19 protein-coding genes and 1 pseudogene are annotated in these 26051 nt (G+C 64.3%); 12 read left to right on the top strand and 8 right to left on the bottom strand.

All coding sequences use genetic code 11. The features are described 5' to 3' along the window. The first annotated feature begins 79 nt into the window (after positions 1-79). From G6N48_RS08800 to G6N48_RS08790, 3 genes are all read left to right on the top strand, one after another. Positions 80-1048: a sulfotransferase family protein gene (locus G6N48_RS08800; protein WP_232066577.1), complete on the top strand. Its 969-nt coding sequence runs from the start codon at positions 80-82 to the stop codon at positions 1046-1048. Between the two features lie 159 nt (positions 1049-1207). Continuing rightward, positions 1208-2488 (top strand): glycosyltransferase, encoded by a 1281-nt coding sequence (locus G6N48_RS08795; protein WP_085269541.1) that lies wholly within the window; start codon positions 1208-1210, stop codon positions 2486-2488. A 234-nt stretch (positions 2489-2722) separates the two neighbouring features. Beyond that, positions 2723-3991, top strand: a complete 1269-nt coding sequence (locus G6N48_RS08790; RefSeq protein WP_085269540.1) for a glycosyltransferase — start codon at positions 2723-2725, stop codon at positions 3989-3991. A 14-nt stretch (positions 3992-4005) separates the two neighbouring features. On the opposite strand, the gene G6N48_RS08785 is transcribed toward G6N48_RS08790, so the two are convergent. The 4 genes from G6N48_RS08785 to G6N48_RS08770 form a co-directional block, all read right to left on the bottom strand. Further along, a complete protein-coding gene (locus G6N48_RS08785) occupies positions 4006-4692 on the bottom strand; it encodes a hypothetical protein (protein ID WP_139825801.1) in 687 nt (228 codons plus the stop codon). A 218-nt stretch (positions 4693-4910) separates the two neighbouring features. Continuing rightward, positions 4911-5690 (bottom strand): GAP family protein, encoded by a 780-nt coding sequence (locus G6N48_RS08780; protein WP_179969864.1) that lies wholly within the window; start codon positions 5688-5690, stop codon positions 4911-4913. Positions 5691-5771: 81 nt separating this feature from the next. Next, positions 5772-6557, bottom strand: a complete 786-nt coding sequence (locus tag G6N48_RS08775; protein WP_085269538.1) for an alpha/beta fold hydrolase — start codon at positions 6555-6557, stop codon at positions 5772-5774. A 77-nt stretch (positions 6558-6634) separates the two neighbouring features. Then, entirely contained in the window at positions 6635-8101 is a 1467-nt protein-coding gene (locus G6N48_RS08770; RefSeq protein ID WP_232066576.1) for a GMC oxidoreductase, read from the bottom strand. Positions 8102-8601: 500 nt separating this feature from the next. Here G6N48_RS08770 and G6N48_RS08765 point away from each other — a divergent pair, with 500 nt between their 5' ends. Together G6N48_RS08765 and G6N48_RS08760 are read left to right on the top strand one after the other, a co-directional pair. Next, entirely contained in the window at positions 8602-9876 is a 1275-nt protein-coding gene (locus G6N48_RS08765; RefSeq protein ID WP_085269536.1) for a glycosyltransferase, read from the top strand. Positions 9877-10032: 156 nt separating this feature from the next. Then, the gene (locus G6N48_RS08760) at positions 10033-11244 is read left to right on the top strand and encodes an acyltransferase family protein (RefSeq protein ID WP_085269535.1); all 1212 of its coding nucleotides are present in this window, start codon (positions 10033-10035) and stop codon (positions 11242-11244) included. 44 nt (positions 11245-11288) lie between these two features. Here G6N48_RS08760 and G6N48_RS08755 read toward each other — a convergent pair whose 3' ends face one another. After that, positions 11289-12503, bottom strand: coding sequence for a glycosyltransferase (locus G6N48_RS08755; protein ID WP_161494212.1), 1215 nt, complete (start codon positions 12501-12503; stop codon positions 11289-11291). A 107-nt stretch (positions 12504-12610) separates the two neighbouring features. Continuing rightward, positions 12611-13576 (bottom strand): class I SAM-dependent methyltransferase, encoded by a 966-nt coding sequence (locus G6N48_RS08750; protein WP_085269533.1) that lies wholly within the window; start codon positions 13574-13576, stop codon positions 12611-12613. Between the two features lie 524 nt (positions 13577-14100). On the opposite strand from G6N48_RS08750, the gene G6N48_RS08745 reads away from it, so the two are divergent. Continuing rightward, entirely contained in the window at positions 14101-15090 is a 990-nt protein-coding gene (locus G6N48_RS08745) for a Gfo/Idh/MocA family protein (RefSeq protein WP_085269532.1), read from the top strand. Positions 15091-15220: 130 nt separating this feature from the next. Beyond that, positions 15221-16220: pseudogene (locus G6N48_RS08740) on the top strand (IS481 family transposase). Here the strand turns inward: G6N48_RS08740 and G6N48_RS08735 are convergent. Beyond that, positions 16217-17857, bottom strand: coding sequence for a GMC oxidoreductase (locus G6N48_RS08735; RefSeq protein ID WP_085269517.1), 1641 nt, complete (start codon positions 17855-17857; stop codon positions 16217-16219). The pseudogene G6N48_RS08740 and the gene G6N48_RS08735 overlap by 4 nt on opposite strands. 161 nt (positions 17858-18018) lie before the next feature. On the opposite strand from G6N48_RS08735, the gene G6N48_RS08730 reads away from it, so the two are divergent. The 5 genes from G6N48_RS08730 to G6N48_RS08710 all read left to right on the top strand — a co-directional run bounded on the left by G6N48_RS08730 (position 18019) and on the right by G6N48_RS08710 (position 23756). After that, the gene (locus tag G6N48_RS08730) at positions 18019-18831 is read left to right on the top strand and encodes a TylF/MycF/NovP-related O-methyltransferase (RefSeq protein ID WP_139825797.1); all 813 of its coding nucleotides are present in this window, start codon (positions 18019-18021) and stop codon (positions 18829-18831) included. A gap of 36 nt (positions 18832-18867) precedes the next feature. After that, complete coding sequence (locus G6N48_RS08725; protein WP_085269518.1) at positions 18868-19869, top strand: Gfo/Idh/MocA family protein; 1002 nt, start codon at positions 18868-18870, stop codon at positions 19867-19869. Positions 19870-19874: 5 nt separating this feature from the next. Further along, entirely contained in the window at positions 19875-21155 is a 1281-nt protein-coding gene (locus G6N48_RS08720) for a glycosyltransferase (RefSeq protein WP_085269519.1), read from the top strand. A gap of 169 nt (positions 21156-21324) precedes the next feature. Next, complete coding sequence (locus G6N48_RS08715; RefSeq protein ID WP_085269520.1) at positions 21325-22707, top strand: nucleotide sugar dehydrogenase; 1383 nt, start codon at positions 21325-21327, stop codon at positions 22705-22707. A gap of 47 nt (positions 22708-22754) precedes the next feature. Continuing rightward, positions 22755-23756, top strand: a complete 1002-nt coding sequence (locus G6N48_RS08710; RefSeq protein WP_085269521.1) for an NAD-dependent epimerase/dehydratase family protein — start codon at positions 22755-22757, stop codon at positions 23754-23756. Between the two features lie 50 nt (positions 23757-23806). Here the strand turns inward: G6N48_RS08710 and G6N48_RS08705 are convergent, their stop codons facing one another. After that, entirely contained in the window at positions 23807-26002 is a 2196-nt protein-coding gene (locus G6N48_RS08705; protein WP_085269522.1) for an acyltransferase family protein, read from the bottom strand. Positions 26003-26051 lie beyond the last annotated feature (49 nt).

Genomic DNA, 26051 nt, shown 5'->3' with positions numbered 1-26051 from the left:
GCTTCCGTGTCGAAACCCCTGCTATGGCAATGCGGCGTATACCACTGTCGGGCTTGGCATTGGACGCTGACTCGTGAACATGGATTTGGCCGGGCAGCTCGGCACTGGGGACCGGCCGGTCGCGCTGTTCGTGTTGGGGTTTGCACGGTCCGGAACCTCGGCGTTGACGCGGGTCCTCTCGTTGTGTGGTGCGGTGCTCCCGACTGGGCTGTTGGGTGCCACCGCGCGGGATCCTGCCGGATTTTGGGAGCCTCGCGCGGCCGTCTATCTCAACGGAGCAATCCTGCGCCGGCACGGCAGCGCGGGGTTCGACCCGACTTTGCGCCTGCAGGAGGAAGATGCGTTCAGCGCCGCCGAGAAGGCCGCCTGGATCGCCAAAATACGGAAATTTTTCGCAGCGTTGCCGGCCGCGCCGCTCGTGGTGATCAAAGACCCGAAAATCACAGCGCTGTCTGGTTTGTGGCTTGAGGCGGCACGCCGGGCCGGATTCGCCCCGATGGTCGTGATTGCGGTGCGCCACCCCGAGGAGTCCGTGAAATCGTTGACGGCGAGCGCTGGGACGTCACCGGAGTTGGGGAGTGCCCTGTGGCTGAAATACAGCTTGCTGGCCGAGAGGGATACGCGCGGCTTGCCGCGCGTATTCGTTGAGTACGCCAACCTGATGGACGATTGGCGCCGAGAGATCAAGCGGATTTCCACGGCGCTCGCGATCGAACTGGATACCAGGGGTGAGGATGCAATCGAGAAATTCCTTGCATCCGGTCTTCGGCACCACCGACACGGTGACTCGGTATCTCGGCCCTTCGGTGCGGACTGGATTCCGGCGGCTTACGAAGCGCTGAGCGCGGCCGCGCGGGACGAACCCTGGGAGCAAACCACGCTGGACCGTGTTTTCGAGTCATATCGGTCGAGCGAACAAGGCTTCCGCACTGCGTTCGACAATTTTCACCGCCTCTACAAATTTTACCGGCTCGTTCCGATATCGGTCGTCAACTGTTTCCTCAAGGTCAGCGCCATCGCTCACCGGCGAAGCGAGACTTGGGCTTAGTCCATCAGTGACCAATGGCCCACCCGGGGGAGAGCTTGCAGGTTGAGACCCGGCGATTGGGCGGGCGTTGGGTTATGCTGCCGGGCGGCTACGCCGGGACTGCGCGGTTCCGCTTTCAATCCGCAGGACGCGCACGGGAAGTGAAGGGCCGGATCCGCGATGAAATTCGTGCTCGCATTTTATGGAACTCGCGGCGACGTCGAACCCGGCGTCGCCGTAGGCCGTGAGCTGCTTCACCGAGGGCACTATGTGCACATGGCTGTCCCGCCCGACTTGGTTGACTTTGCCGAGTCGGTTGGGCTGACGGCGACCGCCTACGGGCCGGATACGCAAGCGTGGCTGGAAGCGACGCGTAACTTCTGGACGAGGTTCTTCCGCAACTTATGGAAGATCCAGGAAGCGAAGAGGCTGTTTCGCGAAGCTCGGGAGCCCGGCATCCAGTGTTGGGCTGAGATGAGCACGACCCTGAGGTCGCTGGCGGACGGGGCCGATTTGTTGCTGACCGGTATGAGCTACCAAGAGCTCGCCACCAATGTGGCGGAGTCTCGCGACATCGCGTTGGCCACGCTGCTGTGGTTCCCGATTCGGGTCAACGGACATCTTGTTCCGACGCTGCCGGCGCCTTTGATCCGGGGTGCGATGACGTTATACGAGTGGCTGGTTTGGCTCGGGGTCAAGAGCGGCGAGGACGCCCAGAGACGCGAGCTCAGCCTTCCTAAGGCGAAGGGTCCGGCGCCGCGCCGCATCGCCGAACGGGGATCGCTGGAGATCCAGGCGTATGACGAGGTGTGCTTTCCGGGGCTGGCAGCCGAATGGGCGAAATGGAATGGGCGCAATCTCCCCCAACGGCCGTTTGTCGGCACGCTGACACTGGAGTTGGCGACGGACGCCGACGAGGACGTCGCGAAGTGGATTGCCGCCGGCAAACCGCCGATCTTCTTCGGGTTTGGCAGCATACCGGTCGAATCTCCGGCCGAGACGCTTGGAATGATCGCGGCGGCATGCGCGCAGTTGGGCGAGCGGGCGCTGGTCAGCGCCGGCTGGACTAACTTCGGCAACGTCCACTGTTTCGAACACGTCAAGGTTGTGGGCGCGGTGAATTACGCGGCGATTTTCCCGGCCTGCCGCGCCGTCGTGCACCACGGTGGCGCAGGGACGACCGCGGCAGGCCTGCGCGCCGGGGTCCCCACGCTGATCCTTTGGATGGCTGACGTTCAGGGGATATGGGGAGCTGCGGTCAAACGGTTGAAGGTCGGCACCGCCAGGCGGTTCTCGATCACCACCGAGAAATCGCTGGTAGCGGATCTGCGTCGAATCCTCGCCCCACAGTACGTGGCCCGGGCCCGTGAACTCGCCACGCGAATGACGACGCCCGCCGACAGCGTCGCGGCGGCCGCCGATCTTGCGGAGGATTTCGCCCGCGCCGGCGGCAGGAGCTGATCGCGACGGGGGCCCGAGGTTTCTGACGAGCGGTCTTTGCGTCCCGAGCCAACGCGTGGCACCCTCGCGCACGACCGAATTCCTCCACTTCATTGGCGCGTCTGTCTGGCTTGACGCGTCCCTCGACTATGGCGGCGGTAATCAGCGATGACGCGGAAGGCGGGCTATACTCCCCGCCTGCGGGGGCTTTCATTCGGCAAATCGCACACAACAAGTGGAGGGCCCGGATCCGCGATGAAATTTGTGCTGGCAAATTGGGGCAGGCGTGGCGATGTCGAACCCTGCGTGGCGATCGGCCGCGAGCTGTCGCGTCGGGGGCATGACGTCCGCATGGCGGTCCCGCCGGACTTGGTGGGCTTCGCCGAGTCTGTTGGGCTCGAGGCCGTCGCCTGCGGACCGGACACGCAAGCCATCATGGGATTGACGCGTAAATACTGGACGTGTTACTTCAGCAACCCTTGGAAGATTCGCGAACTGCGCAGGCTGCGGAATGAACTCGCGGCGGCTCTTGCCCAGTGTTTTACCGAGGTGAGTACCACGCTTGCCTCGGTGACGGACGAAGCTGACCTCCTCTGCATCGGCGTGAATTTCGAAGTCGCCGCCGCGAACGTCGCCGAGTACCACCGCATTCCGTTGGCCTCACTGCATTGGTTCCCGGTGCGGGGGCGAAGCCAAGTCCTGTCGTTTCTGCCGGCACCATTGAGCCGCGGCGCGATGTCGGTGTTCTGGTGGCTGTCCTGGCTGGTAACCAAGAAAGTCGAGGACGCGCAACGCCACGAGCTCGGTCTGCCGAAGGCGACCGGCCCGGCGCAGCAGCGGATCACCGAACGCGGATCCCTGGAGATCCAGGCCTACGAAGAGGTGTGTTTCCCAGGATTGGCGGCCGAATGGAAGAAATGGGGAAGCCAGCGGCCGTTCGTCGGCACGCTCACGATGGAGTTGACCACGGACGCCGACGAGGAGGTCGCGTCCTGGATTGCGGCGGGCACACCGCCGATCTGCTTCGTGTTCGGCAGCATCGCGCTCGAGTCCGCCGCCGACACGCTGGCGATGATCGGCGCGACCTGTGCGCAGTTGGGCGAGCGGGCGCTGGTGTGCGCCGCCGGGACCGACTTCAGCGGCGTCCCTTCCGTCGAGCACGTCAAGGTGGTCGGCGCGGTGAATTATGCGGCCGTTTTCCCCGCGTGCCGGGCGGTCGTGCACCACGGCGGCGGCGGCACCACGGCCGCGGTCCTGCGCGCGGGAGTTCCCGCGTTGATTCTCTGGACGTTGCCCGATCAGCCACTGTGGGGGGCTGCTATCAAACGACTGGGGGTGGGCACTGCCCGACGTCTATCGGCCACGAGTCAGAAATCGCTGGTAGCGGACCTTGGCACTATTCTCGCCCCCGAATATCTCGTGCGTGCCCGCGAACTCGCCACCCGGATGACCAAACCCGCCGAAAGTGTCGCGACCGCCGCCGATCTTGTGGAGAGGTTCGCCCGAGCCGGGCGTGTCGGCTGAGCCGAGTTCGGAGCTTAGCCTTGACGCCGCTTGATAAACCTGGCGAGTTTGTCGTCGCAGGCGAGATCGAGGCGCTCGGTGTCGCCGTGGATCCGTGCGATCTCCTGTTCGGTGATGTAGGGCCTGCGCGGCCAAAATTTGAAAACCCCGAACAGGAGCCAGCCGGCGCGGACGCCGCCGGAGAATGCCCTGACGCGCTTGCCCAAGCCGCTTCCGGGCGCCCGCTCGCCCGGCAGACCGGTTTGCATGCTTCGGAGGAGGTGCTGCGTGTTCGGCGCCACGTGCAAATCCTCGATGATGTACTGTCCGCCGGGCTTCAGGTATGGGAAGAGGAACGCCAAGCTGACCTGCTGGTGCATGGCGTTATGGCTGCCGTCGTCGATGATGATGTCGAACTCGCCGCCGAAGTTTTCCACCAAACGTGCGAGATCTGCGCGGTCGGACTGGTCGCCGACGAATGTGGTAATCCGGTCGTTGTCGAAACGGTGGGCGTCTTTGATGTCATAGCCGAAAATGGTTGCCTTCGGGAAGTACTCGTACCAACCCTTCAGCGATGCTCCCGGCATCCGCGGGTCGCACACGCCGATCTCGAGCAAGCGCAATGTGTCGTTGCGCATGGGCTCCAGCCATCGCTCGTAGACCGGCGTGTAGCCATGAGCCTCTCCCATCGAGGTGCCCTTGTCTGAGTCGTTTGTGTTCATGATCTCGGTTAACGTCCGCAATGAATCCTCCTGAGTGTCGGTCGATAACTGCCTAAATCACGGCACGCTAATCCGCTGAATCGTCCTCAACTCAGCGCCGACGACATCATTGCTCAATGTCAGCCGATCCGACAGCCCGGCCTGATATTCGGGCAACGGGCGCAGCACGATATCAATTACCAACTCGAGTGGGCGCTGCGACGAGGCCGGCTGATTCGCTAGGGACCGGCTCCGATGCCGCGCATGCCCAAGGCCAGCATCGCGACGCCTGCCACGACGATCATGGCGATCAGCACTTGGCGTTTGTGAGCCAAAATCCAGTCGTGCAGCAATTGCAGTGCCGCTTGGGTTCTAACGGGCGCGACCAAATGGCTGATGAGGATGATCTCGACCACCGCGAACATTCCGACGACCCACGCGAGAGCGAGGCTTATCTGCGTACCAATCGCGGCTCCCGAGGCCATGACGGTGGTGAGTACCAGTAGGGCCGTCACAGGTGGCGGCCCCGACATGGCGCCGAACATGAACGCCGGCCAGGTGGATCCGTTTTCCCACGCTGTGTGGATGCGGGCGCGAAGCCGTCCTTTTGGAGCCGCGCTTTTCTTCGTCACATCCTGGTCGCCGTCCGGCGGGAGCGTCGACGCGGGGGCGCCCGCAATCGCCAAGGACGCGCGCTGGTGCGCGCGGAAGCGGACCCCCATTACCGCGGCAATCGAGAGCGCGAGCGCACCGATGCCCATTTGGATGTGCCCGACGGTGGGGTTGTTGAGGGTGGCCGGGTTGGCGTAGCGATCCGCAAAAGACCTGAAGGATGGGATGGCGTGCAGCACCATCAGCGGGACCAACATGTAGGGCACACTCGCCGTCATGGCGCCGACCCAATAGGCGAACAGGCTCTGCACGGGACGCGCTCGAGTGATCAGTAGAAGGATGAGGCCCAGACGCAACGGATCGAGCGTCAACAGGAGCGTCGGCACCAGCAGCACTGAGCTCAACACGGTCGGAACACTACCCTGTTGATTCTCGTCCGTCGGCGCTCCGGAAGCTTCACCGGTGCGCACCGAGAAGAAGGCACGGGGTCACCGATAACCCGAGTTCGACAGGGCGATCTCGGGCGGCAGGGCCCTGCCGGACAGCCAGGCGTCGACGGTGCGCGCGAAGAGGTCCGGATCGCGTAGGGGCCACTCGTGGTCCATACCGATTGCGACCCCGTCGACTCCGTTGGGCATTCGCTGCGCGAGCGCTGCCGCCGAGCGGCGGATTAGCCGCATCTCCTGGGAGCCGGTCAGAAACAACGTGGGCGAATCCGATTTGTCCAGGTCCGTCGGAAGCGTGAACCCGCCGGACGCCGCCACGAGTTGGGCGATCTGGGCGGGCGGCAGGAGACGCACATCGTCGCGATAGTCATCAACCTTGGCTGAGGGAATCGCCACCAGGCGTGCATTCCTGCGGATGGTCACTGATCGGGAGACCCATGCGAGGAGCGCCAGGAGAGGAGCTGTCAGCCGAACGACCGGCATCGCGTCGACGATGGCCCCGCAGAGGACCGCCCTGTCGACGAGTTCTGGCTCAGTCGCCAGCAGCTGCGCTCCCACCTGGGCGCCGAGCGACAGGCCCACCAGGTGTACCCGGCCAGAATCCACCCGCGCGCGGATGAGTTCCCCCACCGCAGCAGCCGTATCGCTCATCTTGAATGGCGTGGGCTGAAGGCTTTTGCCGTGATGGGGCAGATCGGGGACCAGACAGTGGTATTGCTGCATTCGCTCGACCACGGGCTGCCAGGACCGGCCGGTGTATTCCCCGCCATGCAGGAAGACGATCGCGGGCGCCCCGACGGGACCGGATTCTTGCACGAATAAGTCCACGCAGTGATCTTATGTGTCTCGACGAATGCGCCAAACCGGTTCAGGGATTCCACGGCGTCATTTATCAAAGATGGTTGTCAGGTGGCGAAATGCACCTGGTTAACGTGAGCGGCCACCCGCAAAGCGTTCGCCGCGACAGTCAAACTGGGGTTCAAACCGGTACTGGAAGGAAAGAACGAGGCGTCGACGACGTAGAGGTTGTCGACTTCGTGTGCGCGGTTTTGCGGGTCGAGCACGCTGGTTTTGGGATCGGTTCCAAAACGGCAGGTGCCACAGACATGACCCAGGGTCGAGTTGCTTTCGCCGGTGCGGAGAGTGAGGTTGCGAAATGGCTTCAGCACCTCTTTTACCTGCCGCAAGAACTCCGCGCGGCGCTGGACCTCACTGGTGTGCAGCCGATAACGAAGGCGCAGTCGCTGGCGGCCATCCTCACTGGGCCGATCGCTTGGCAGCACGCGGTTGTCCGGGTAGGGCAGGTCTTCCATGATCGCGGCCAGCACCAGTCCACCGTTGAAGAAGCGTTCGTAGATCGGCCGTACCGCCGGCCGCATCAGGCGCATCGCCTTGGGCTGCCAGCCGGGGTGATTCGTCAGCATGTCTATGGGTGCGAGCGTGGCCATGGTGCCAGCTGACTGCACGGTGCCGTACTTCTGCCCCTGCCAGAAGTAGAAGTCGTTGAGCCCGATCTCCTTGTTTTCGGCCGTGATCCTGCAGCCGGACTGGGGCCAGACCTCGATCCAATCCATAAGGTGTCGCATGAGGTTGCGTCCCACCCAGTCTGAGCCGTTGGCCAATCCGCGTGGCCAGTCGCCGGAGCGGGAGTTGAGCAACAGCACTGGGGTGGCCAGCGCGCCGGCGGCCAGCACCACCACGTTGGCCTGCAGGGCAAGCATGTCGCCGCGGTGCTGGCAGATCACCTGCTTGACCTGGGTGCGGTCGGCCTCAAGGCGCAGGACCCGGCACTCGGCCAGCAGCTGCGCGCCGTACACGGTGATGGCGGGCAGCACGCCGTTGCGTCCGGCGTCATTTTTGCACGACTTCTCACAGAGATAGGCCTGACAGGTGGCGCAACCGTCGGTGTAGTCACAGGCCATCGGCAGGTGGTAAGGGTGCAGTCCGCGACCGGTCAGATAGTTGACCAGCGGCTGGTTGTCGGTCGAGAACGGCGGGGCGGGGGGCAGGCCGACGTCTGCGGCTTCGGGTCTCAGGGGGTCGGGTTGGCCGCGTACCCCGAGCAGTTTCTCGGCTTGGGTGTACCACGGTTGCATCTGGTCGTAGGTGATGGGCCACGCCTCGGGCACGGTGGATTCGCCGGGGTCGCGGAAGTTTTGCCGGGGGGTGAAGTCGGCGACGAAGAATCGTTCGCAGACCATGCCGTAGAGGGCCGAGGACCCGCCGGTGCCGCTGCCGATGAAGGGCACGAACCGCCGCGGGAAGCGCCGGCTGATGTCTTCGATCTCATCGGTGCAGCGTCCCGCGCGGGCTAACGCGTCGTAGTAGGTCGTTGCCGAACGCGCGGCTCGAGGTTCGGCGAGTTCGGGCATGGCCGAGCGGATCGTTCCCGGTGTCCCGGGCAGCGTCGAGCGTCCCTTCTCGAGGAACAGAACTCTGCGGCCCGAGCGGGCCAGGGCGTGGCCCAGCATCCCGCCCCCCATACCGGTGCCCACGACGATTACGTCCCACACCACGCGTTCGAGATCCCGCGCGTTGTGTTCGCGGTCAGCCAATCGAGCTCCTCAATCGGGTGATGGCCCAAAGCTGGCCCGGTCCGGGCGATTCGCGATCGTATCATTCGCAGCCATTGGTTCAGCGATGTTGGAAATGGCCGCTCGTGTATGCCGTAACTGGCGGCCTGGTGGCAGCTAATGCGCGAGGTAGGTCAACGCGGGGTCGCCGACGAATGCCGATGCGATCGGATTTCCGACGAACGATTAGCCCGAAGCCAGTAGCCAGACTCCCAGCCGGCAGTCGAAGAACCGGTAATAATGTCCGATGCACCTGACGTTGTCTGATGCGCTCGTCAACTGAAAGGTCAAGATCTGCGATGAAATGTGTTCTGGCATGTTATGGAATGCGTGGCGATGTAGAGCCTTCCGTCGTTGTGGGCCGTGAGCTGCAGCGCCGGGGGCATGAGGTGCGCATTGCTATCCCACCCAACCTGGTCGGTTTCGCCGAGGCTGCTGGGCTTGATGCGGTCGCTTACGGGCTGGACTCGCGCGGCCTTGTAGAAGCGCAGCGCGACTACTGGACGTGCTTCTTCCGGACCCCCTGGAAGATCCGGGATCTGGATAGGCTGGGGCGCAAGGTTTCAGAAATCGTCGCCCAATGCTGGACAAAGGAGGCGACGACAACGTTGACTTCGCTGGCGGACGGGGCCGACGTAATCGTTGCCGGCCTCGGTTTTGAACAGTTCGCCGCCAACGTCGCGGAGTATTACGACCTTCCGCTGGCCACGCTACATTTCCTCCCGATGCGGGCCAATGGCCAGTTACTGCCGTTCCTGCCGGCGCCCTTCGGGCGCTTCGCAATGGAGGGTTACGAGCGGCTGTCGTGGGGCGGTGCGGTGAAGGAGGTTGAGGAGTCACAGCGTCGTGAGCTCGGTCTCCGCAAGGCGACGTCGCCCTGGCCGCAGCGCATCGCCGAACGCGGATCTCTGGAAATCCAGGCCTATGAGGAGGTCTGCTTTCCGGGGCTGGCAGCCGAATGGGCTAAGTGGGACGGGCAACGGCCCTTTGTCGGCACGCTGACGCTGGGGTTGCCAACGGACGCCGATAATGAGGTTGCGGCATGGATTGCCGCCGGACCGCCGCCGATTTTCTTCGGCTTTGGCAGCATCCCCGTCGGGACTACCGCAAACACGCTCGCCCTGATCGCAACGGCCTGCGCAAAATTAGGCGAGCGAGCGCTGCTGTGCTCCGGCGGAACTGACTTCAGCAACATTCCCCACTCCGAGCATGTCAAGGTGGTGGACACGGCGAACTACGCCGAGATTTTTCCCGCCTGTCGCGCCGTGGTGCACCATGGTGGGGCTGGCACGACGGCCGCGGGGTTGCGCGCCGGAGTCCCTACGTTGATCCTCTGGACGTTTTTCGATCAGCCCCTCTTTGGGGCCGCGGTCAAACGATTGAGGGTGGGCACCGCCCGGCGCTTCTCGACCACCACCGAGAAATCGCTTGTCGCGGACCTGCGCAGGATTCTTGCCCCGCAATATCTCGCCCGAGCCCGCGAACTCGCCCCGCGGTTGACCAAACCGGCCGACAGCGTAGCGGCCACTTGTGATCTTCTGGAAAACTTCGCCCGCCCCAAGCGCGTTGGTTGAGCGGCGTAGGCGCGTGTTGCGGTGCTTGCGGGACTCCCTGCTCCCCGATCTGTTAGACATGTGTTGGATACACTGCCTAGCGGGATAGTCGGAGACGGGAGGTTCCCGATTTGCCATTCGTTGGACGCACACGGGGGTTGAAGGATATGGACCGCGATGGCTCAAGGTGTGTTCGGACGCAGTGAAGGTGACACGGACCCAAAAGTCGCTGGCGACAGTGACATCGTCGGTCGCTGGCCAAAACGGAGACGTACGACAAGTTTAACACTCGGAGAAGAATTCGATCCGCGAAGCAACGCACTAAATGCGTGGCGTTTGATGCTAGCGACCGGTGTTATTTTGTGGCACGCGTGGCCAATCACCGACCGCCACGTGTCGTTCGAGCCGATTCACCAACTTCTTAGCGAAGGATGGGTTGACGGCTTTTTCGCAATCTCAGGATTTCTCATCACGTGGAGTTGGTTCAGAAGCGCTCGGTTGCGCGACTATTTCTTGGCTCGAGGCCTCCGAATCCTTCCTGGACTATGGGCATGCCTTATCGTCACCGCGTTTGTCATAGCTCCGATCGCCGTGACCATCCAAAAAGGCTCGGCTGCCAAGTTGCTGCTATCGCGTGCGCCGTTCGAGTACGTCCTTCGAAACAGCGCCGTGTCGTTCGTTAAGCCCGATATCGGGGGAACACCGCGCGGCGTTACGTGGTCAGGGGTGTGGGACGGTTCTCTCGGTACACTCTCTTGGGAAGTGCTGTGCTACATCGCTATTGCTGGTCTCGGTATAGCAGGACTCTTACATCGCCGGTGGCTTATTCCTGCGCTGTTCGTGCTGGTGCTGTACTGGTCGGCGATACTGCCCCCCTTCAGCGCCTTCGTCGAAACGCCACCAGGCGGTCGGCAGTACATCGACGCCGCGACTAATCAGCTGGTCATGGAAGGATTGGCAGCGCGTTTCGCTCTCATGTTTCTGGCGGGCGCGCTCCTGTATCTGTTCCGAAACGTCCTTCCCGCCAGATGGTCGCTGGTAGTGGTGAGCGTGTTAGTCGTCCTCGCGGCGAGCCTGTTACCCAATTACCGAATTGTTGCCGCCATTCCGCTGGCCTACGCCATCATCGTTTCAGGTGCTCTCATCCACAACGAGCGCTTGAGGCTCCGGACAGATTTATCTTACGGCGTCTATATTTACGCATTTCCTGTACAGCAGTTGCTGGTGATTTGTGGGCTTGCTTTTCTGAATCCAATTGCGTTCGCGATCGTTTCAGCCATCGCCACCCTGCCGCTAGCCGCGCTGAGTTGGTTTTTGGTCGAGAAGCGCGCGATTTCCTTGAAGTCGCGTCTTAAGCGGAGAAGCATTACTTCGGCCGGCGCGCGCTAGTCTGGGTGGGCGGTTCTGCACACGTCCCCGATCGCGCGTCCGTCCTAACCCAGGCCGAGAATGGGGGCGAGTTCATCGCCGTAATGCTCACGCCGGAAGCGCTCCGTCGTATCTGCCGCGCGAGAGGCGAACTTGCGCCGCAGATCCTCGTCTGACTCGAGCGCCATAAGGTTGGCTGCGAGTGCATTCGCGTCCCCTGCGGGGCTCAGCAGTCCGTTGACTCCTGAATCGATGATCTCCGGGGTGCCGCCCGTATTCGTTCCGCAAACAGGCAACCCAGCTCTCATCGCCTCCACCGTTACCAGGCCGAACGCCTCGCACTCGCTGCACATAAGGCCTACGTGGGCGGTAGACCAGTAGAGTCCAACGTCGGAGGTTGGCCCGTGAAGGCTCACGAGGTCCTCGACGCCCAGGCGTTGAGCAAGCTCGCGAATTGGCTTTTGGTCGCCAGCGCCGATCAGAGCCAACTCGATGTCGACACCGGCTTGCCGCGCGATAGCGATAGCCTCAACTGCAATGTGTTGCCCCTTGGATTTAGCGAGCCGACCGATCAATATAGCTCGCATCAGCTCACCCGGGCGCCGCTCCTGCGGCGTGCAAAGGGGAGTATCGACGACCGGGTAGATGACGTGCGATCTCATTTTTGGATCGACCGCGAGCAGAGCCTTTTCAACTGCCTGTGAATTGCAGATTACTGCCTCCGACAGCTGTCCGATCAGGAGGATGGTTCTGCGGTAGCCAAACAGGAACCGAAGGTGATGGTCATCTCTTCCGAACTCATGGACCATCCAATAATGGGGAATTCCCAGTAGCTTGGCGGCTACGGCGTGTGACGGAATGAGCATTGTGTTGCTCACCACCATCGCGGGACGCAATCGAATAAGTAGAAACACTGCTTGCAAGATGCCTACAAGGAGAAGTGCACCGCGCGGAATCGCGCCAATGAGGGCCTCAGCGCGCGGCCTGCGCCACCGCTCGAGAAAAGCCCAAGGCGGTATCCATGCAATCTTGGTGCGGATACCGTGCCGAGCACACTCAGCCGCCAGGCTTCCCTTCCACGGGTAGACGGCGACCACGTCCAGGTCCGGCCGCTTCTCCCTCAGCGCCAGCGCCATGTCTCGAAACACGGCCGCTGCCCCTCCGCCTAAGTTGCCGTAGTTCGAGACCACCAATATCCGAGGGATGGGCTCCGTCTTGCCGAAAGGTCCGAACTCGCGAAGCCGGTTTCCCGCGCGGCGCAAGGTGTCAGCGGGGGCCATCGCAAGAGTGTAGGCCAAAACTGCGTGTACATGGAGACGGATTGATATAAAATCCAGCGTCCTCATTGGCGTCCATCGACCGTCCACCGGTCACGGCGTTACCGGGACTAGGAGGGTATCGAAGGTGATTCAGCAGCTACCGTTGCGTTCTGCGTCTTGATGCCGATGAATGTCCCTCGAAGATTTGCTTGATATGAACCCTCGAGCAAGCACTCTGCAATGTTTGGCTCCAAGTGGTCATACTGTTCCAGCACCAGGTCAAATCCGACGTCGCGAATCGTCTGCAATAAGTATTCGCGTTGAACCCAAAAGGATCGACGATTGTCCCAAGACGACCATTTCGAAGTTTCTCTTTTGCCGAACGATCTTTCGCTGTGAAACTCGGTGAACCACCTTCCAGGAAGGCCCTCGTTTTCACTGGGCGACGATAGCCATACATCTCTGGGTAGCGAAAGATAGAAACTTTCGGGCCTTGGTTTTCCCAGCAACCTGTCCAATACCCATTGCATCCCCGGCAGGACCAATCGCGCAGTTATAGGCATCCGATCCTTCATTTTGGCCAATTTTTGACGGACGAACCTGCGGTTTGAATCAATCAGAGAGAAGTGTGTCTGCAGAATTAGAAGCTTGTTCGTCGCAGCTGAAATCGTTTCCAGAAATTGCTTTGGGCGGTCGAGATGGTAGAGCAGCCCGCAGCAGAAGACAGCATCAAAATTTCCATAGTTGGCAATATTGAAGGCGTTGTCTTGGACAAAATCCAGGTGCGGTAGATCAGTTTTTGACTTAACATAATTGCAGGCCGCTATGTTCAACTCACGCACGTCTATCCCAAGAACGCGAAATCCCATCCGCGCGAACTCGACAGCGTATCCACCTTCCAAGCAACCCACATCGGCCAGGCGGAGTTGAGTTTTATCCCCCGGGAAAACCGTTTGTAAGATACCGCGCGCCGAAATGAACCATGGATGATCTACAATCGAATGTTTCGATTCGGGTTTCGTGAAAGTACCGTCGTCCAAACGAATGTTGTGCGAGGTGAATTCCAACTCTTTTTTATGTACTCCCGTTACCATGTCAGGCTTCTATGCTGCATACGCGTCTGCCCTTCTAGAAGAGGTTCCGCGGGGAGAGTACCAGCAGGTGGGCGCCATGTTAACCCCGCCCTGCCAGAGGGCTTTGACCGCGCATATCGCGAGCTCCTTTGGCGTAAAGAGAACCTGAAGTTGGGTGCCCCCACGGCGAGTATGAGACCAGTGTCGACGAAGAGGGGTTCGGCGACTCTGTCGGTCACCAAGCCGTACGGCAGTGGCGGCTTCCATCCCATCAGCGGCGAGATCTACGCACCGTCCATTCGCTCACCGACATTCTGAAATTGGTCGGAACGCCGCGAGGTCCGGTGGAGATCTGACGATCGCGTCACACGCAATTCGGCCAGGAGATAATAACGAGTCGTTGGGGCGTAGTAGAAGCCACATTCGCCAGGATCGGGCAGTGGGAGCATGCGCGACGCTGGGTCGTCGTGGACCCGTCAATAGTGCCGCCTGAGTCCTAATTAGTTGTCCGAGTCTCCGCTACCTGTTTGCTAGCATCGGAGTCCATGCGTGACAGCGTCGCCACGGTGCGGATCGGCATCCTTGGGGCGGCTCGCATCACACCGGCGGCGCTCATCAAGCCGGCCCGGGACAACGACGAGATCGTGGTGGCCGCGGTCGCCGCACGCGACGTGTCCCGTGCGCAGGCCTTTGCCGCCAAGCACGGCATCGAGCGGGTGCACGACAGCTACGAGGCGCTGCTCGCCGATCCCGGCCTGGACGCCGTCTACAACCCCCTGCCAATCGCCTTGCACGGCAAGTGGACCCGGGCCGCGCTCGACGCCGGCAAGCACGTGCTGTGCGAAAAACCGTTCACTGCCAATGCCGCCGAGGCGCGCGAGGTCGCCGCGCTGGCCGCCGAGTCGGGCCGGGTCGTGATGGAGGCGTTTCATTACCGCTACCATCCCTGCGCCGCGCGCGTCGAGGAGATCATCGCGTCGGGGGAGCTGGGCAAGCTGGAGCGGGTGGACGCTCAGTGGTGCTTCTGGATGCCGAAATTCTCGCACAACCGGTACAACTACTCGCTCGCCGGCGGTGCGCTGATGGATCTGGGGTGCTACGCGGTCGACATGGTGCGCAGGTTCGGCGGATCGGCCCCCGAAGTCGTTGCGGCGCAAGCGAAATTGCACGGTCCCGAGGTGGACCGAACGATGACGGCCCAGTTGCGTTTCGCCGGTGGGCACACCGGCCGGATCCACTGCTCGATGTGGTCGACCGACCTGCCGCGCTTCACCGTCAAGGTGGTCGGCGACCGCGGAGAGTTGCGACTCAACCCGCTCATTCCTTTCCAGCGGTTCTCCGTCCGATCCACCCGGGGAAAGCGGGTGGAGAACTTCACGGTGCGCTCGACCTATGCGTTTCAGCTCGACGCTTTCGCCGCGGCCGTGCTGCACGGTGAGCCGGTGAAGACGACACCGGAAGGCGCGGTAGAGAACATGGCCGTCATCGACGCGATCTACCGCGCTGCGGGCCTCTCGCTGCGGCAACCGGCCTGAATCGGCTAGTTGTTGCGGGTCGTGACGTTGTAGGCGCCGACACGGGTTGAGGTGTCCTGGGGGACGGGTTCCTGGGCGGCAGGATGAGAAATCGCCAAACCCCTCGTCCTTACACCGAAGGAACCCGTCCATGACCCACGGTAATGCCCCGTTGTCCGTTGAAGGCCGTCGTCGCCTCGTGGCCCGCTGTGCTGACCGCCCGATTGCCCACGTGGCTGCTGAGATGGGGATTTCGCGGGCGTGTGCGTCCAAGTGGGTCAACCGGTTCCGCCAGTTCGGTGAGCTCGGGCTGCACGACCGCTCGTCAGCTCCGACACGTCAGCCCAGCGCCACTACGAGCTCGGTGATCGAGGTCATCGAGACGTTGCGCCGGGTCCGCAAGTGGTCGGCAGCGCGGATCGCCTTCGAACTCAATGCACGCGGGATCGTGATCAGCCGGCGCACCGTGAGTCGCCAGCTGGTCGCGTTGGGGCTCAACCGGCGCAGGTTCCTCGATCCCAGCGGGGACCTCAACCGGGTGCCGCAACGCATCATCGCGCGCCGCCCCGGACACATGATTCACGTCGACGTCAAGAAGGTCGGCCGCATCCCCGACGGCGGGGTGGCGAGTGCACGGCAAGGGCAGCGCCCAGGCCAAGGCCGTGGCGGTGGCCACCGCGGCAGGCACGCGGGCAGGCTATGTGTATTTGCATTCCGCGGTCGACGGCTACTCGCGATTGACCTACACCGAGGCACTTGTCGATGAAAAAGCCATCACCGCAATCGGCTTCATGCACCGCGCCCGGGTCTTTTTCGCCGCGCACGGGATCGATCGCATCCAACGCATCGTCACCGACAACGGCTCGTGTTACCGCGCCCGTGACTTCGCCCACGTCCTGCACGGCGCCCGCCATCAACGCATCACGCCCTACACCCCGCGCCACAACGGCAAGGTGGAAAGATACCACCGCATCCTGGCCGAAGAGTTCCTCTACGCCCGGACCTGGACTTCAGAGACCCAACGCAACGAAGCACTCAAGATCTGGAACATCCACTTCAACTACCATCGACCACACTCTGCCGCCGGCGGCCAGCCACCAGCATCACGACTCACCACCGGCGTCACCAACGTGGTGACCTCCTACAGCTAGTCGGCGAAGTGTGCCTCGTTGAGGTGCGCGGCGACTCGCAAGGCGTTGGCGGCGACGGTCAGGCTGGGGTTCAAGCCGGCGCTGGAGGGGAAGAACGAGGTGTCCACCACGTACAGGTTGTGCACTTCGTGCGCGCGGTTCTGCGGGTCGAGCACGCTGGTTTTGGGATCGGTCCCGAAGCGGCAGGTGCCACACACGTGGCCCAGGTTGGCGTTTTCCTTCCCGCTGCCCAAGGTGAGTTTGCGAAACGGCTGCAGCACCTCGTTGAGCAGCCGCAGAAACTGCGTTCTGCGCTCGATCTCGTTGGCGTGCAACCGATACTGCATGCGCAGGCGCTGCCTGTCGTCCACGCTCGGCCGATCGTAGGGCAGCACGCGGTTGTCCAGGTAGGGCAGGTCTTCCATCATCGCGGCCAGCACCAGGCCGCCGGTCGCGAACCGGTCGTAGATCGCGCGGACCGCGGGATTCACCAGGCGCAACGCCCGCCCCCTGGCGTCGGGGCGGTTGGTCACCCACTCCATGGGGGGGATGGCACCGAAAGACTGCACGGTGCCGTACTTCTGACCCTCCCAGAGATAGAAGTCGTTGAGTCCGATCTCCTTGTTGGCGGCGGTGACGTTTCGTTTCGGCTCGAGCCAGATCTCCATCGGTTCGAGCAGGTGGCGCATCAGGTTGCGTCCGACGTAGTCCGAGCCGTTGGCCAGTCCGTTGGGCCAGTCGGCGCAGCGGGAGTTGAGCAGCAGTATGGGGGTGGCCAGTGCGCCGGCGGCGAGCACGACCACTTTGGCCTGCAGGGTGAGCATGTCGCCGCGGTGTTGGCAGATGACGTGGCGGACCTGGGTGCGGTCGGCTTCGAGGCGCAGCACGCGGCATTGGGTCAGCAGGTGGGCGCCGTGCTCGGTGATGGCGGGCAGCACGCCGTTGCGGGCGGCGTCGTTCTTGCACGGTCGGGGGCACAGGTACGTCTGGCAGGTGGTGCATCCGTCGGTGTAGTCGCAGGCCATCGGCAGGTGGTAGGGGTGCAGGCCGCGGCCGGTGAGGTAGTTGACCAGGGGTTGGTTGTCGGTGGAGAACGGAGGTGCGGGGGGCAGGCCGACCTCGGCGGACTCGGGGCGCAGGGGGTCGGGTTGGCCGCGCACGCCGAGCAGTTTTTCGGCTTGGCGGTACCAGGGGCGCAGTTGGTCGTAGGTGATGGGCCAGGCCTCGGGCACGGTGGAGTCGCCGGGGTCGTGGAAGTTTTGCCGGGGGGTGAAGTCTGCGACGAAGAAGCGTTCGCAGACCATGCCGTAGAGGGCCGACGATCCGCCGGTGCCGCTGCCGATGAACGGCACGAACCTTTTGCGGCGTCGCCGGCTGATGTCTTCGATCTCGTCGGTGCAGCGGCCGGCCCGTGCCAGGGCGTCGTAGTAGGTCTGGGCGCAGCGGGCCGATCGCGGTTCGGCCAACTCCGGCATCGCGGCGCGGATGGTTCCGGGTGTGCCGGGCAGTGTCGAGCGTCCTTTTTCGACGAACAGCACGCTGCGGCCGGCTCGCGCAAGCTGGTGGCCCAGCATCCCGCCGCCCATTCCGGTGCCCACGACGATCACATCCCACACCACGCGTTCGGCCTCGCGGGCGGTCAGATCGCCATTAGCCAATCGTGCTCCTCACGGGGTGGTGGGCGCGGACGTGAACCCGTTTGCTCGGCCGGATCCAAACCTGTGGCCCCGGAAATTTCATCCTGGACAACTCTTCAACACGCGATCAATAGGAGTCTAGACTCAGCGCCGGAAATGATGGCACGCGAGATAGAGGCAGTATGACGGTGACCGACTTAGACGTCCGATCTCTTTACCTCGACCTGCTCCGGCGCAACCTCACCCGGTATGGGATGCAGGAGCGAATGCCCGCCGAGTGGCCACTGAGGCGACGCCTCCTTCTCAAAGCCTCCAACCGCCTCCTCGAGCGAAACAATGCGCATCGACTCGCGGATGCTACGCCCCGCGATCTGGGCCTGGACTGGCCGGCGGAGGCCGAGACGATGATTGGAATGCAGAGATTGACAAGTCTGCAGCATTGCGTTGAGACGGTGCTGGCCGACGATATCCCGGGTGATCTGGTGGAATGTGGAGTCTGGCGCGGCGGGGCCTGCATTCTGATGCGCGCGGTTCTGGCCGCATACGGGGATGCGACACGCTGCGTGTGGCTGGCCGATTCCTTCCAGGGCGTGCCGCGCTCGGATCCCGCGAATTACAAGGCAGACAAAGGGATTCGGGCGGACTTCGTCGCGGGCATATTGGGCGTCTCCGAAGCGGAAGTAAAGGCGAATTTCGAGCGTTACGGGTTGCTCGATGACCGGGTGCGCTTTCTTCCCGGCTGGTTCAAAGACACTTTGCGCGACGCCCCGATCGAACGGATCGCTGTATTGAGGCTTGACGGCGACCTCTACGAATCGACCATACAAGCGCTCGATGCGCTCTATCCGCGGCTGTCCCCCGGGGGTTTCTGCATCATCGATGACTACCACGCTCTGAAGCCGTGCGAAAAAGCTGTCACCGACTACCGCTCACAACACGGAATATCCGCGGAGATCGTCGAGATCGACGGGACCGGTGTGTTGTGGCGGAAGTGATGAAGACGACCATGGTCGAGCGCGGGCGCCGAGGCCGTGGCTGAAAGCGGGCCGCCCCTGCGGATCGGTGTCCTGGGCGCGTCGAAGTGGGCGCCGACCACGCTGATCAACCCGGCCCGCGAAAGCAGCGAGGTCGTCGTGGCCGCGGTGGCCTCGCGCGACGTCTTCCGCGCCCACGCGTTCGCCGCCAAGCACCGCGTCGCCCGGGTGCACGACGACTACGAGGCCCTGCTCGCCGACCCCGACGTGGACGCCGTCTACAACCTGCTGCCGACGAACCTGCACGGCAGGTGGACCCGGGCGGCCCTGGCCGCCGGCAAGCACGTGCTGTGTGAGAAGCCGTTCACCGCCAACGCCGCCGAGGCGCGCGAGATCGCCGAAGTGGCCGCCACATCGGACCGGGTGGTGATGGAGGCGCTGCAATACCGCTACCACCCGCTGACCTTGCGCGTCGAGCAGATCATCGCGTCGGGGGAGTTGGGCAAGCTCGAGCGGGTGGAAGTCTCGGTGTGCGTGCTGCTGCCGAAGCGCTCCAACGCCAACGTCTACGACTTCTCGCTGGCCGGGGGCGCGCTCATGGACGCCGGGGTGTACACGGTCGACATGCTCCGCACCTTCGGCGGTTCGGCACCCGAGGTCGTCTCGGCGCAGCCGAAACTGGACGGTCCGCAGGTTGACCGGGTGATGACGGCCGAGGTGCGCTTCGCCGGCGGCCACACCGGCCGGCTGCACTGCGCGCTGTGGTCGTCCAGCCTGTTCTGGGCGAGCGCCAAGGTGGTCGGCGACCGGGGTCAGTTGCGCTACCTCAGTCCGGCGGCGCCGCACCTCTTCCCGCGGCTCTCGGTCCGCTCGGCCGACGGCAAGCGTGTCGAGCGCTTCCCGCGGCGCACCACCTACGCCTACCAGCTCGATGCGTTCGCCGCCTCGGTGCTGCGCGGCGAGCCGGTGAAGACGACACCGAAGGACGCGATCGACAACATGGCCGTCATCGACGGGATCTACCGCGCGGCCGGCCTCCCGCCCCGCGAACCGAGCTGACCGCGATGAAATTTGTGCTTGCAAGCTACGGGGGGCGCGGCGACGTCGAACCCGCCGTCGTGGTCGGGCGCGAGCTGGCGCGCCGCGGCCACGACGTGCGCATGGCTGTCCCGCCCAACCTGGTCGGCTTCGCCGAGTCCGCCGGCCTCGCGGCGGTGCCCTACGGGCTTGATTCGCAGCCCATCCTGGATGCGCAGCGCAACTACTGGACGTGTTACTCCCGCACCCCCTGGAGAGTCAAAGAGCTGAACCGGATGGGCCGCGAATCGCAGGAGTTCGCCACCCGTTGCTGGAGCGAGATGACCACGACGCTGGCCTCGGTGGCGGACGGGGCGGACCTGCTGCTCACCGGCTTGATCTTCGAGCAGCCCGCCGCGAATGTCGCCGAGTACTTCGACATTCCGCTGGCCACCCTGCACTTCTTCCCGGTACGGCCGCACGGCCAGCTGCTGCCGTTCCTGCCGCAGCCGTTGATTCGCGCCGGGATGACGGTGAATGACTGGCTGGTGTGGCGCGGGACCAGGAAGGACGAGGACGCGCAGCGGCGCGAACTCGGCCTGCCGAAGGCCACAGCGCCCGCGCCGCGCCGGGTCGCCCAGCGGGGATCACTGGAAATCCAGGCTTACGACGAGGTCTGCTTCCCCGGCCTGGCGGCCGAATGGGCGCGATTCGACGGCCGGCGCCCGTTCGTCGGCGCGCTGGCGATGCAGTTGCCGACGGACGCCGACGAAGAGGTCGCGTCCTGGATCGCCGCGGGAACGCCGCCGGTCTGCTTCGGGTTCGGCAGCATCCCGGTCGAATCCCCGGCCGACACGATCGCCATGATCGGTGCCGCCTGCGCGCAGCTGGGCGAGCGGGCACTGCTCTGCTCGGGCTCGACCGACTTCAGCAACGTCGCTCACCCCGAGCACGTCAAGGTGGTGGGCGTGGTGAACTACGCGACCACCTTTCCCGCGTGTCGCGCCGTGGTGCACCACGGGGGCGCGGGCACCCTGGCCGCGGCGCTGCGCGCCGGAGTGCCCCAGTTGATCCTCTGGACCCTGCCCGACCAGCCGTTCTTTGCGGCTCAGCTCAAACGGCTCAAGGTCGGCACCGGGCGACGGTTTTCGGCGACCACCGAGGAATCGCTGGCGACCGATCTGCGCCGGATCCTGGCCCCGCCCTACCTCACCCGTGCCCGTGAGGTCGCCACCCGGATGACCAAACCCGCCGAAAGCGCGCTGGCGGCAGCCGACCTCGTCGAAGACTTCGCCCGCCTCAGGACTCGCCGTGGGTGCACGAGATGACCGGATCGTCATCGCGGGGCGAACCGCCGTTCACACTCGGGTCACCGGTCAGAACTTCTGGATTTCGAGTCAATCGCCCTATTAGACTCCCGTGCAGTTAGCGCGGACGGGAGGTCCGCGCTTTCGGCTCACAGAACGCGCACGGGGGACTGAAGGGCTGGGTTCCGCGATGGCAAAAGGTGTGTTCGGAAGTAGCGACGCCGAGATCGATCTCCTGGTCCGCGGCAAGCGGTCGGGGATCGCGGTGGTGGGCTTCGGATACATCGGCACGGTGATCGGTGCCGTACTCGCCGACCGCGGCTGGCCGGTGACCGGCATCGACGTGCGGCAGAGCGTCGTCGACGAGATCAACCTGGGCAAGAGCACCGTGCCCGAGCCCGGGCTCGGCGAACTGGTGGCCAACAGCGTTCGCGTCGGTCGGCTCCGCGCGACGACCGACTTCGGCGCCGTCGCCGAGAACGACTTCGTCATCGTGACCGTCGGCACGCCGCTCGGCCCGAACTTCGAACCCATCGTCGATGACATCAAGGCGGCGGCCCGGGCCGTGGGGGAGCACCTGCACCCAGGCCACCTTGTCATCCTCAAGAGCACGGTCCCGCCCGACACCACCGAGAAGCTCGTCTGCCCGATCCTCGAGGAGGTTTCGGGCCTGCGGGTGGGGGTCGACTTCGGTTTGGCGTTCTGCCCCGAGCGGCTCGCAGAAGGCCAGGCCATCCGCGAGCTGACGTCGATTCCCGTCGTCGTCGGCGCCGTCGACGAGCGCAGCGCGCGCGCCTGCTCGACGCTGTGGCGCCACGCCCTGGGAGTGGAGTCGGTGGTCGTCGACGATCCGCGGACCGCCGAGATGGTGAAGCTGGCGGACAACCTATGGGTCGACCTCAACGTCGCCCTCGCCAACGAGCTGGCCAAGGTGTGCGACCGGCTCGACATGGACGCCCTGCAGGTCATCGAGGCGGCCAACACGATGCCCAAGGGCGGCCGCGACGCCAACATCCTGCGGCCCAGCATGGGCGTGGGCGGCTACTGCCTGACCAAGGACCCGTGGTTCGTCAACCATCTGGGCGAGACCGTGGGGCTGGAGCTGGCGATCCCGCGGACGTCGAGGACCGTCAACGACACCATGCCCGCCTACACCTACGGGCTGCTCGAGCAGCTCCTGGCCGGGCAGGGGAAGGCCATCGAGACCAGCAGGATCGCGGTGCTGGGCATCGCGTTCAAGAACAACACCGGCGACTGCCGGCTCACGCCCACCAAATACGTCCTCGCCTTACTCGAAGAGTCCGGCTGCCAGCTCGCGGTGCACGATCCGTGGGTGCCCGACGAGGAGGCCCACTCGGTGACGAAGATCCCGCTGACCCCCGACATCGAGTCCGCGGTCAAGGACGCCGACGCGCTGGTGGTGCTGGCCGGGCACCGGCAGTTCCACCAGATACCGCTGGTCCGGCTCGCGGACCTGACGGCCGCCGGGTGCGTCTTCCTCGACGGCCGGAACAGCTTCGACCCGGCGGCGGTCCGGGCGGCCGGCTTCGTCTACAAGGGGATCGGGCGGTAAGCCCCGGCGGGCCAACCGAACGCACAGAGCCAACAGAAAGAGCGAATATGTCCAATGTCGTCGTGACGGGCGGCTACGGCTTCATCGGATCACACCTGGTCTCCGCGTTGCTGGACCGCGGAGACTCGGTCACCGTCTTCGACTTCGCCAAGAACACCCGCGACACCAGCATCGACTTCGACCGGCATCCCAACTTCCGGTTCGTGCAGGGCGACGTCACGGACCTGAGCGCGCTGGAACAAGCCCTGACGCCCGGCGTCGACACGGTCTTCCACCTGGCCGCGGTCGTCGGTGTGAAGAACTATCTCAACGACCCGCTGCGGGTCCTGGACGTCAACGTGATCGGCACCCGCAACGTCCTGGAACTGAGCCGACGGCACCGAACGCGCGTCGTCTTCGCCAGCACGTCGGAGGTCTTCGGGAAGAACCCCAACCCGCCGTTCGCCGAGGACGACGATCGTGTCCTCGGTTCGACGAAGACCGCGCGGTGGAGCTACAGCACCAGCAAGGCGATGGCCGAGCACCTCGTGTTCGCCATGCACACGGCCTACGGGCTGCCGGTGACGGTGGTCCGCTACTTCAACGTGTACGGCCCCCGGCAGGCTCCGATCTTCGTGGTCTCGCAGAGCGTTCACCGGATCCTCAACGGGCGCCGGCCGTTGCTCTACGACTCCGGCGACCAGTCGCGGTGCTTCACCTACGTCGACGACGCCATTGCCGGCACCCTGCTGGCGGCCGACAGCGACGCGGCGATCGGCGAGGCGTTCAACATCGGCAGCATGACCGAATCGACCATGCGCGACGTCGTCGAGCTGGCGATCAAGGTCGCCAACGTGGACTCGGTGTCCGACGCCGAAGCCGTCGACACCGCGGCGCGCTACGGCGGCCGCTACGAGGACATCCCGCGCCGTATTCCGGACTCGACGAAGGCGCAACGCGAGCTGGGTTGGCGCCTCGAGGTCGACGTAGAAGAGGGGCTCCGCCGCACCATCGACTGGGCGCGGGCCAACCCGTGGTACCTCGAACAACCCGCGGGGGATCAGTCTTAGGGCCTCCAGGGTCCCGGAACCCGATCGCGGCAAAAGCGCATCTTGGCGCTTCAGCCAGAGGCGAGTGCGCGGTCGGCCAGCGCCCCCATCACCGGTGCCAGCGCGCGAGAGTATTCGTACGTCAGGTGGCTCACGTCGATGTAGACCAGGGTGTTGCCGACGATGGCGGGGCAACGTGTGGTGTCGCAGAACAGTCCGGTCAGGTCGATGTATTGCCCGCCGCCGGCATGCGTGGCGGCGGTTTCGGCTGCGATGCCGGGTTCGTTGACCGCGGTCGACCGTCGCGGATAACAGACCGTCGCGTCATCGAGGTGGCCGGACAGGCAAAACCGCGGCACTGAGTGCGGCGCCGGAACTGGTCCGAGCACGAGCACTTTGGCGCCGGTCGCGCGGAGCTGCCGCACGAGACGGGTGAGGCTCTGGTTCCATGCCGGGTCGTACGGCGTGAAACCTGTCAGCGATTCGTCGGCGCCGTACCCCCGCCACACACTTACCACGACCAGACGTGCGCGTTCGGCGCGTAACCGGGCGATGATCTGAGCGCGCCACTGCTCGCAGTGTTGATAACGTTCGATCAGGCGACGGAAGTAGTTGTTGGGGATGGGTACGTCCATCAGCGGGCAGCCACCCTTGGCGAGGGTCTCGAGCCGCCAGTGCTGCTGGTCGACTATTTGCTGGAACGCCGGAGTCCACATCGCGGCATGCGAGTCGCCGACTAGGGCGACCGTTGTCGTGGAAGCGGTATCGCCCGTCGCGCACTCAGGTTGCCCGCCCTGGAAGGGCATGCGCAGGCAGCCGCTGATCGTATACGTTTTGCCGTTGGCTGCTGCGCCCGCAAGCGGCGGGTCCAGATTGGCGGGGACGGCGTTGAGATCGGCCGAAGCCGCGACCGCCGCCTCCACCTGTGTAAAGGCGCGCTGCACTGCCGCGTCGTAGGCGTCGATCTCGGAACCCGCGGGGGGAGGCGCTGCCGTGATGGTCAGCGGTGTAGCCGGTGGCCCACGACCAATAGGAACGGGCACCGCTTTCGGCAGCACCACGCCCACGCAGACCGCGACCGCGGTGGCGACACCGCCGAGCGCGAGACTGGCCAGGGCAGACCGGCGGATGGGAGCGGCGAATCGCAACGGGTCCTCGATGAAGCGCAGGGTGAGCACGGCGAGCCCGCCGGAGACCAGGGCCGCCGCCAGCCTGGCGGCCAGTCCCAGCGGATGGCCCAGCAGTGCCGGTGCGAGCACCAGCACCGGCCAGTGCCACAGGTACCACGAGTAGGAGATTCGCCCAATCGCGCGTGTCGGCGGCAATCCCAGGATGTGGCCGCAGCCCCGCGAGGGGGCCGCGCAACCGGCGCCGATCAGCAGAACGGTGCCCAGCACGGGCAACAGCGCGGCGGTGCCCGGATAGGGCGTGGTCGAGCTCAATTGGGTGCAGGCCAGCAAAATCACCCCAAGCCCTGCCCAACCCGTGATCACGGCCGCCAGTTGCGGTAGGCGGCGCCAGTAGCCCGCAGTGAGGGCCACCAGGCCGCCGAGTGCCAACTCCCAGGCCCTGGTGGGCAACGAAAAGTACGCCACAAAAGGCGCCCAGTAGGTCACGATCAGCGACAGGGCGAACGACAGGGTCGCGATCAGCGCGAGGAGCACCACGTAAGGGCGTTGCGAATCTGGAGCACCGGCTGGGGTGCGTCGGCGCACGAGTCGGACCAGCCACGCCGTAGCGATAATCATCACCGGCCACACCAGATAGAACTGTTCCTCGACGCCCAACGACCAGTAATGCTGAAACGGTGAGGGCGGCAAAAGGCTGGAGAAGTAATTGATGTTTTCGAGGATGAACCAGTAGTTACTCACATAAAGTGCGCTGGCGATGCCGTCGCGGAATACGGTCAGCGCTTGCAGGGGAGGCAACAGCGCCGCCGAGGCGATCAGCGTGGCGACCCCGACCGTGGCGGAGGCCGGCAGCAGCCGGCGTGCCCGCGCCCCGTAGAAGCGTCGCAGCACGACGGTTCCGGTGGTGCTGGCCTCGCGCCAGAGCATCCCGGTGATCAAAAACCCGGAAATGACGAAGAACACGTCCACGCCGACGAACCCACCACCCACGCCGGGGACTTCAGCGTGAAACAGGACGACGGCCAACACCGCGACAGCACGTAGGCCCTCGATGTCCGGGCGGAATTCCGAAGGTGGCGAGCGTCGACTTTGCGACCTTTCGATGGGGCTGATGCTGTCGGCCTGGCGCAAGGTCACCTACCTAGTGAGGGGCGCGTCCATCGAGTCGAGAAAGTATTACACATCT

Origin of the sequence: Mycobacterium parmense, from assembly GCF_010730575.1 — a bacterium.
GTDB classification, from domain to species: Bacteria; Actinomycetota; Actinomycetes; order Mycobacteriales; family Mycobacteriaceae; genus Mycobacterium; species Mycobacterium parmense.
This window is presented reverse-complemented; position numbering and strand designations above follow the sequence as displayed.

What these genes read in the sequence shown, in the direction of transcription:
- G6N48_RS08755 (WP_161494212.1), bottom strand. Translation starts at nt 12,503, where the DNA reads ATGGCCCCCGCTGACACCTTGCGCCGCGCGGGAAACCGGCTTCGCGAG.
- G6N48_RS08715 (WP_085269520.1), top strand. Translation starts at nt 21,325, where the DNA reads ATGGCAAAAGGTGTGTTCGGAAGTAGCGACGCCGAGATCGATCTCCTG.
- G6N48_RS08800 (WP_232066577.1), top strand. Translation starts at nt 80, where the DNA reads ATGGATTTGGCCGGGCAGCTCGGCACTGGGGACCGGCCGGTCGCGCTG.
- G6N48_RS08785 (WP_139825801.1), bottom strand. Translation starts at nt 4,692, where the DNA reads ATGAACACAAACGACTCAGACAAGGGCACCTCGATGGGAGAGGCTCAT.
- G6N48_RS08710 (WP_085269521.1), top strand. Translation starts at nt 22,755, where the DNA reads ATGTCCAATGTCGTCGTGACGGGCGGCTACGGCTTCATCGGATCACAC.
- G6N48_RS08745 (WP_085269532.1), top strand. Translation starts at nt 14,101, where the DNA reads ATGCGTGACAGCGTCGCCACGGTGCGGATCGGCATCCTTGGGGCGGCT.
- G6N48_RS08770 (WP_232066576.1), bottom strand. Translation starts at nt 8,101, where the DNA reads ATGCCCGAACTCGCCGAACCTCGAGCCGCGCGTTCGGCAACGACCTAC.
- G6N48_RS08795 (WP_085269541.1), top strand. Translation starts at nt 1,208, where the DNA reads ATGAAATTCGTGCTCGCATTTTATGGAACTCGCGGCGACGTCGAACCC.
- G6N48_RS08750 (WP_085269533.1), bottom strand. Translation starts at nt 13,576, where the DNA reads ATGGTAACGGGAGTACATAAAAAAGAGTTGGAATTCACCTCGCACAAC.
- G6N48_RS08720 (WP_085269519.1), top strand. Translation starts at nt 19,875, where the DNA reads ATGAAATTTGTGCTTGCAAGCTACGGGGGGCGCGGCGACGTCGAACCC.
- G6N48_RS08730 (WP_139825797.1), top strand. Translation starts at nt 18,019, where the DNA reads ATGACGGTGACCGACTTAGACGTCCGATCTCTTTACCTCGACCTGCTC.
- G6N48_RS08790 (WP_085269540.1), top strand. Translation starts at nt 2,723, where the DNA reads ATGAAATTTGTGCTGGCAAATTGGGGCAGGCGTGGCGATGTCGAACCC.
- G6N48_RS08765 (WP_085269536.1), top strand. Translation starts at nt 8,602, where the DNA reads ATGAAATGTGTTCTGGCATGTTATGGAATGCGTGGCGATGTAGAGCCT.
- G6N48_RS08760 (WP_085269535.1), top strand. Translation starts at nt 10,033, where the DNA reads ATGGCTCAAGGTGTGTTCGGACGCAGTGAAGGTGACACGGACCCAAAA.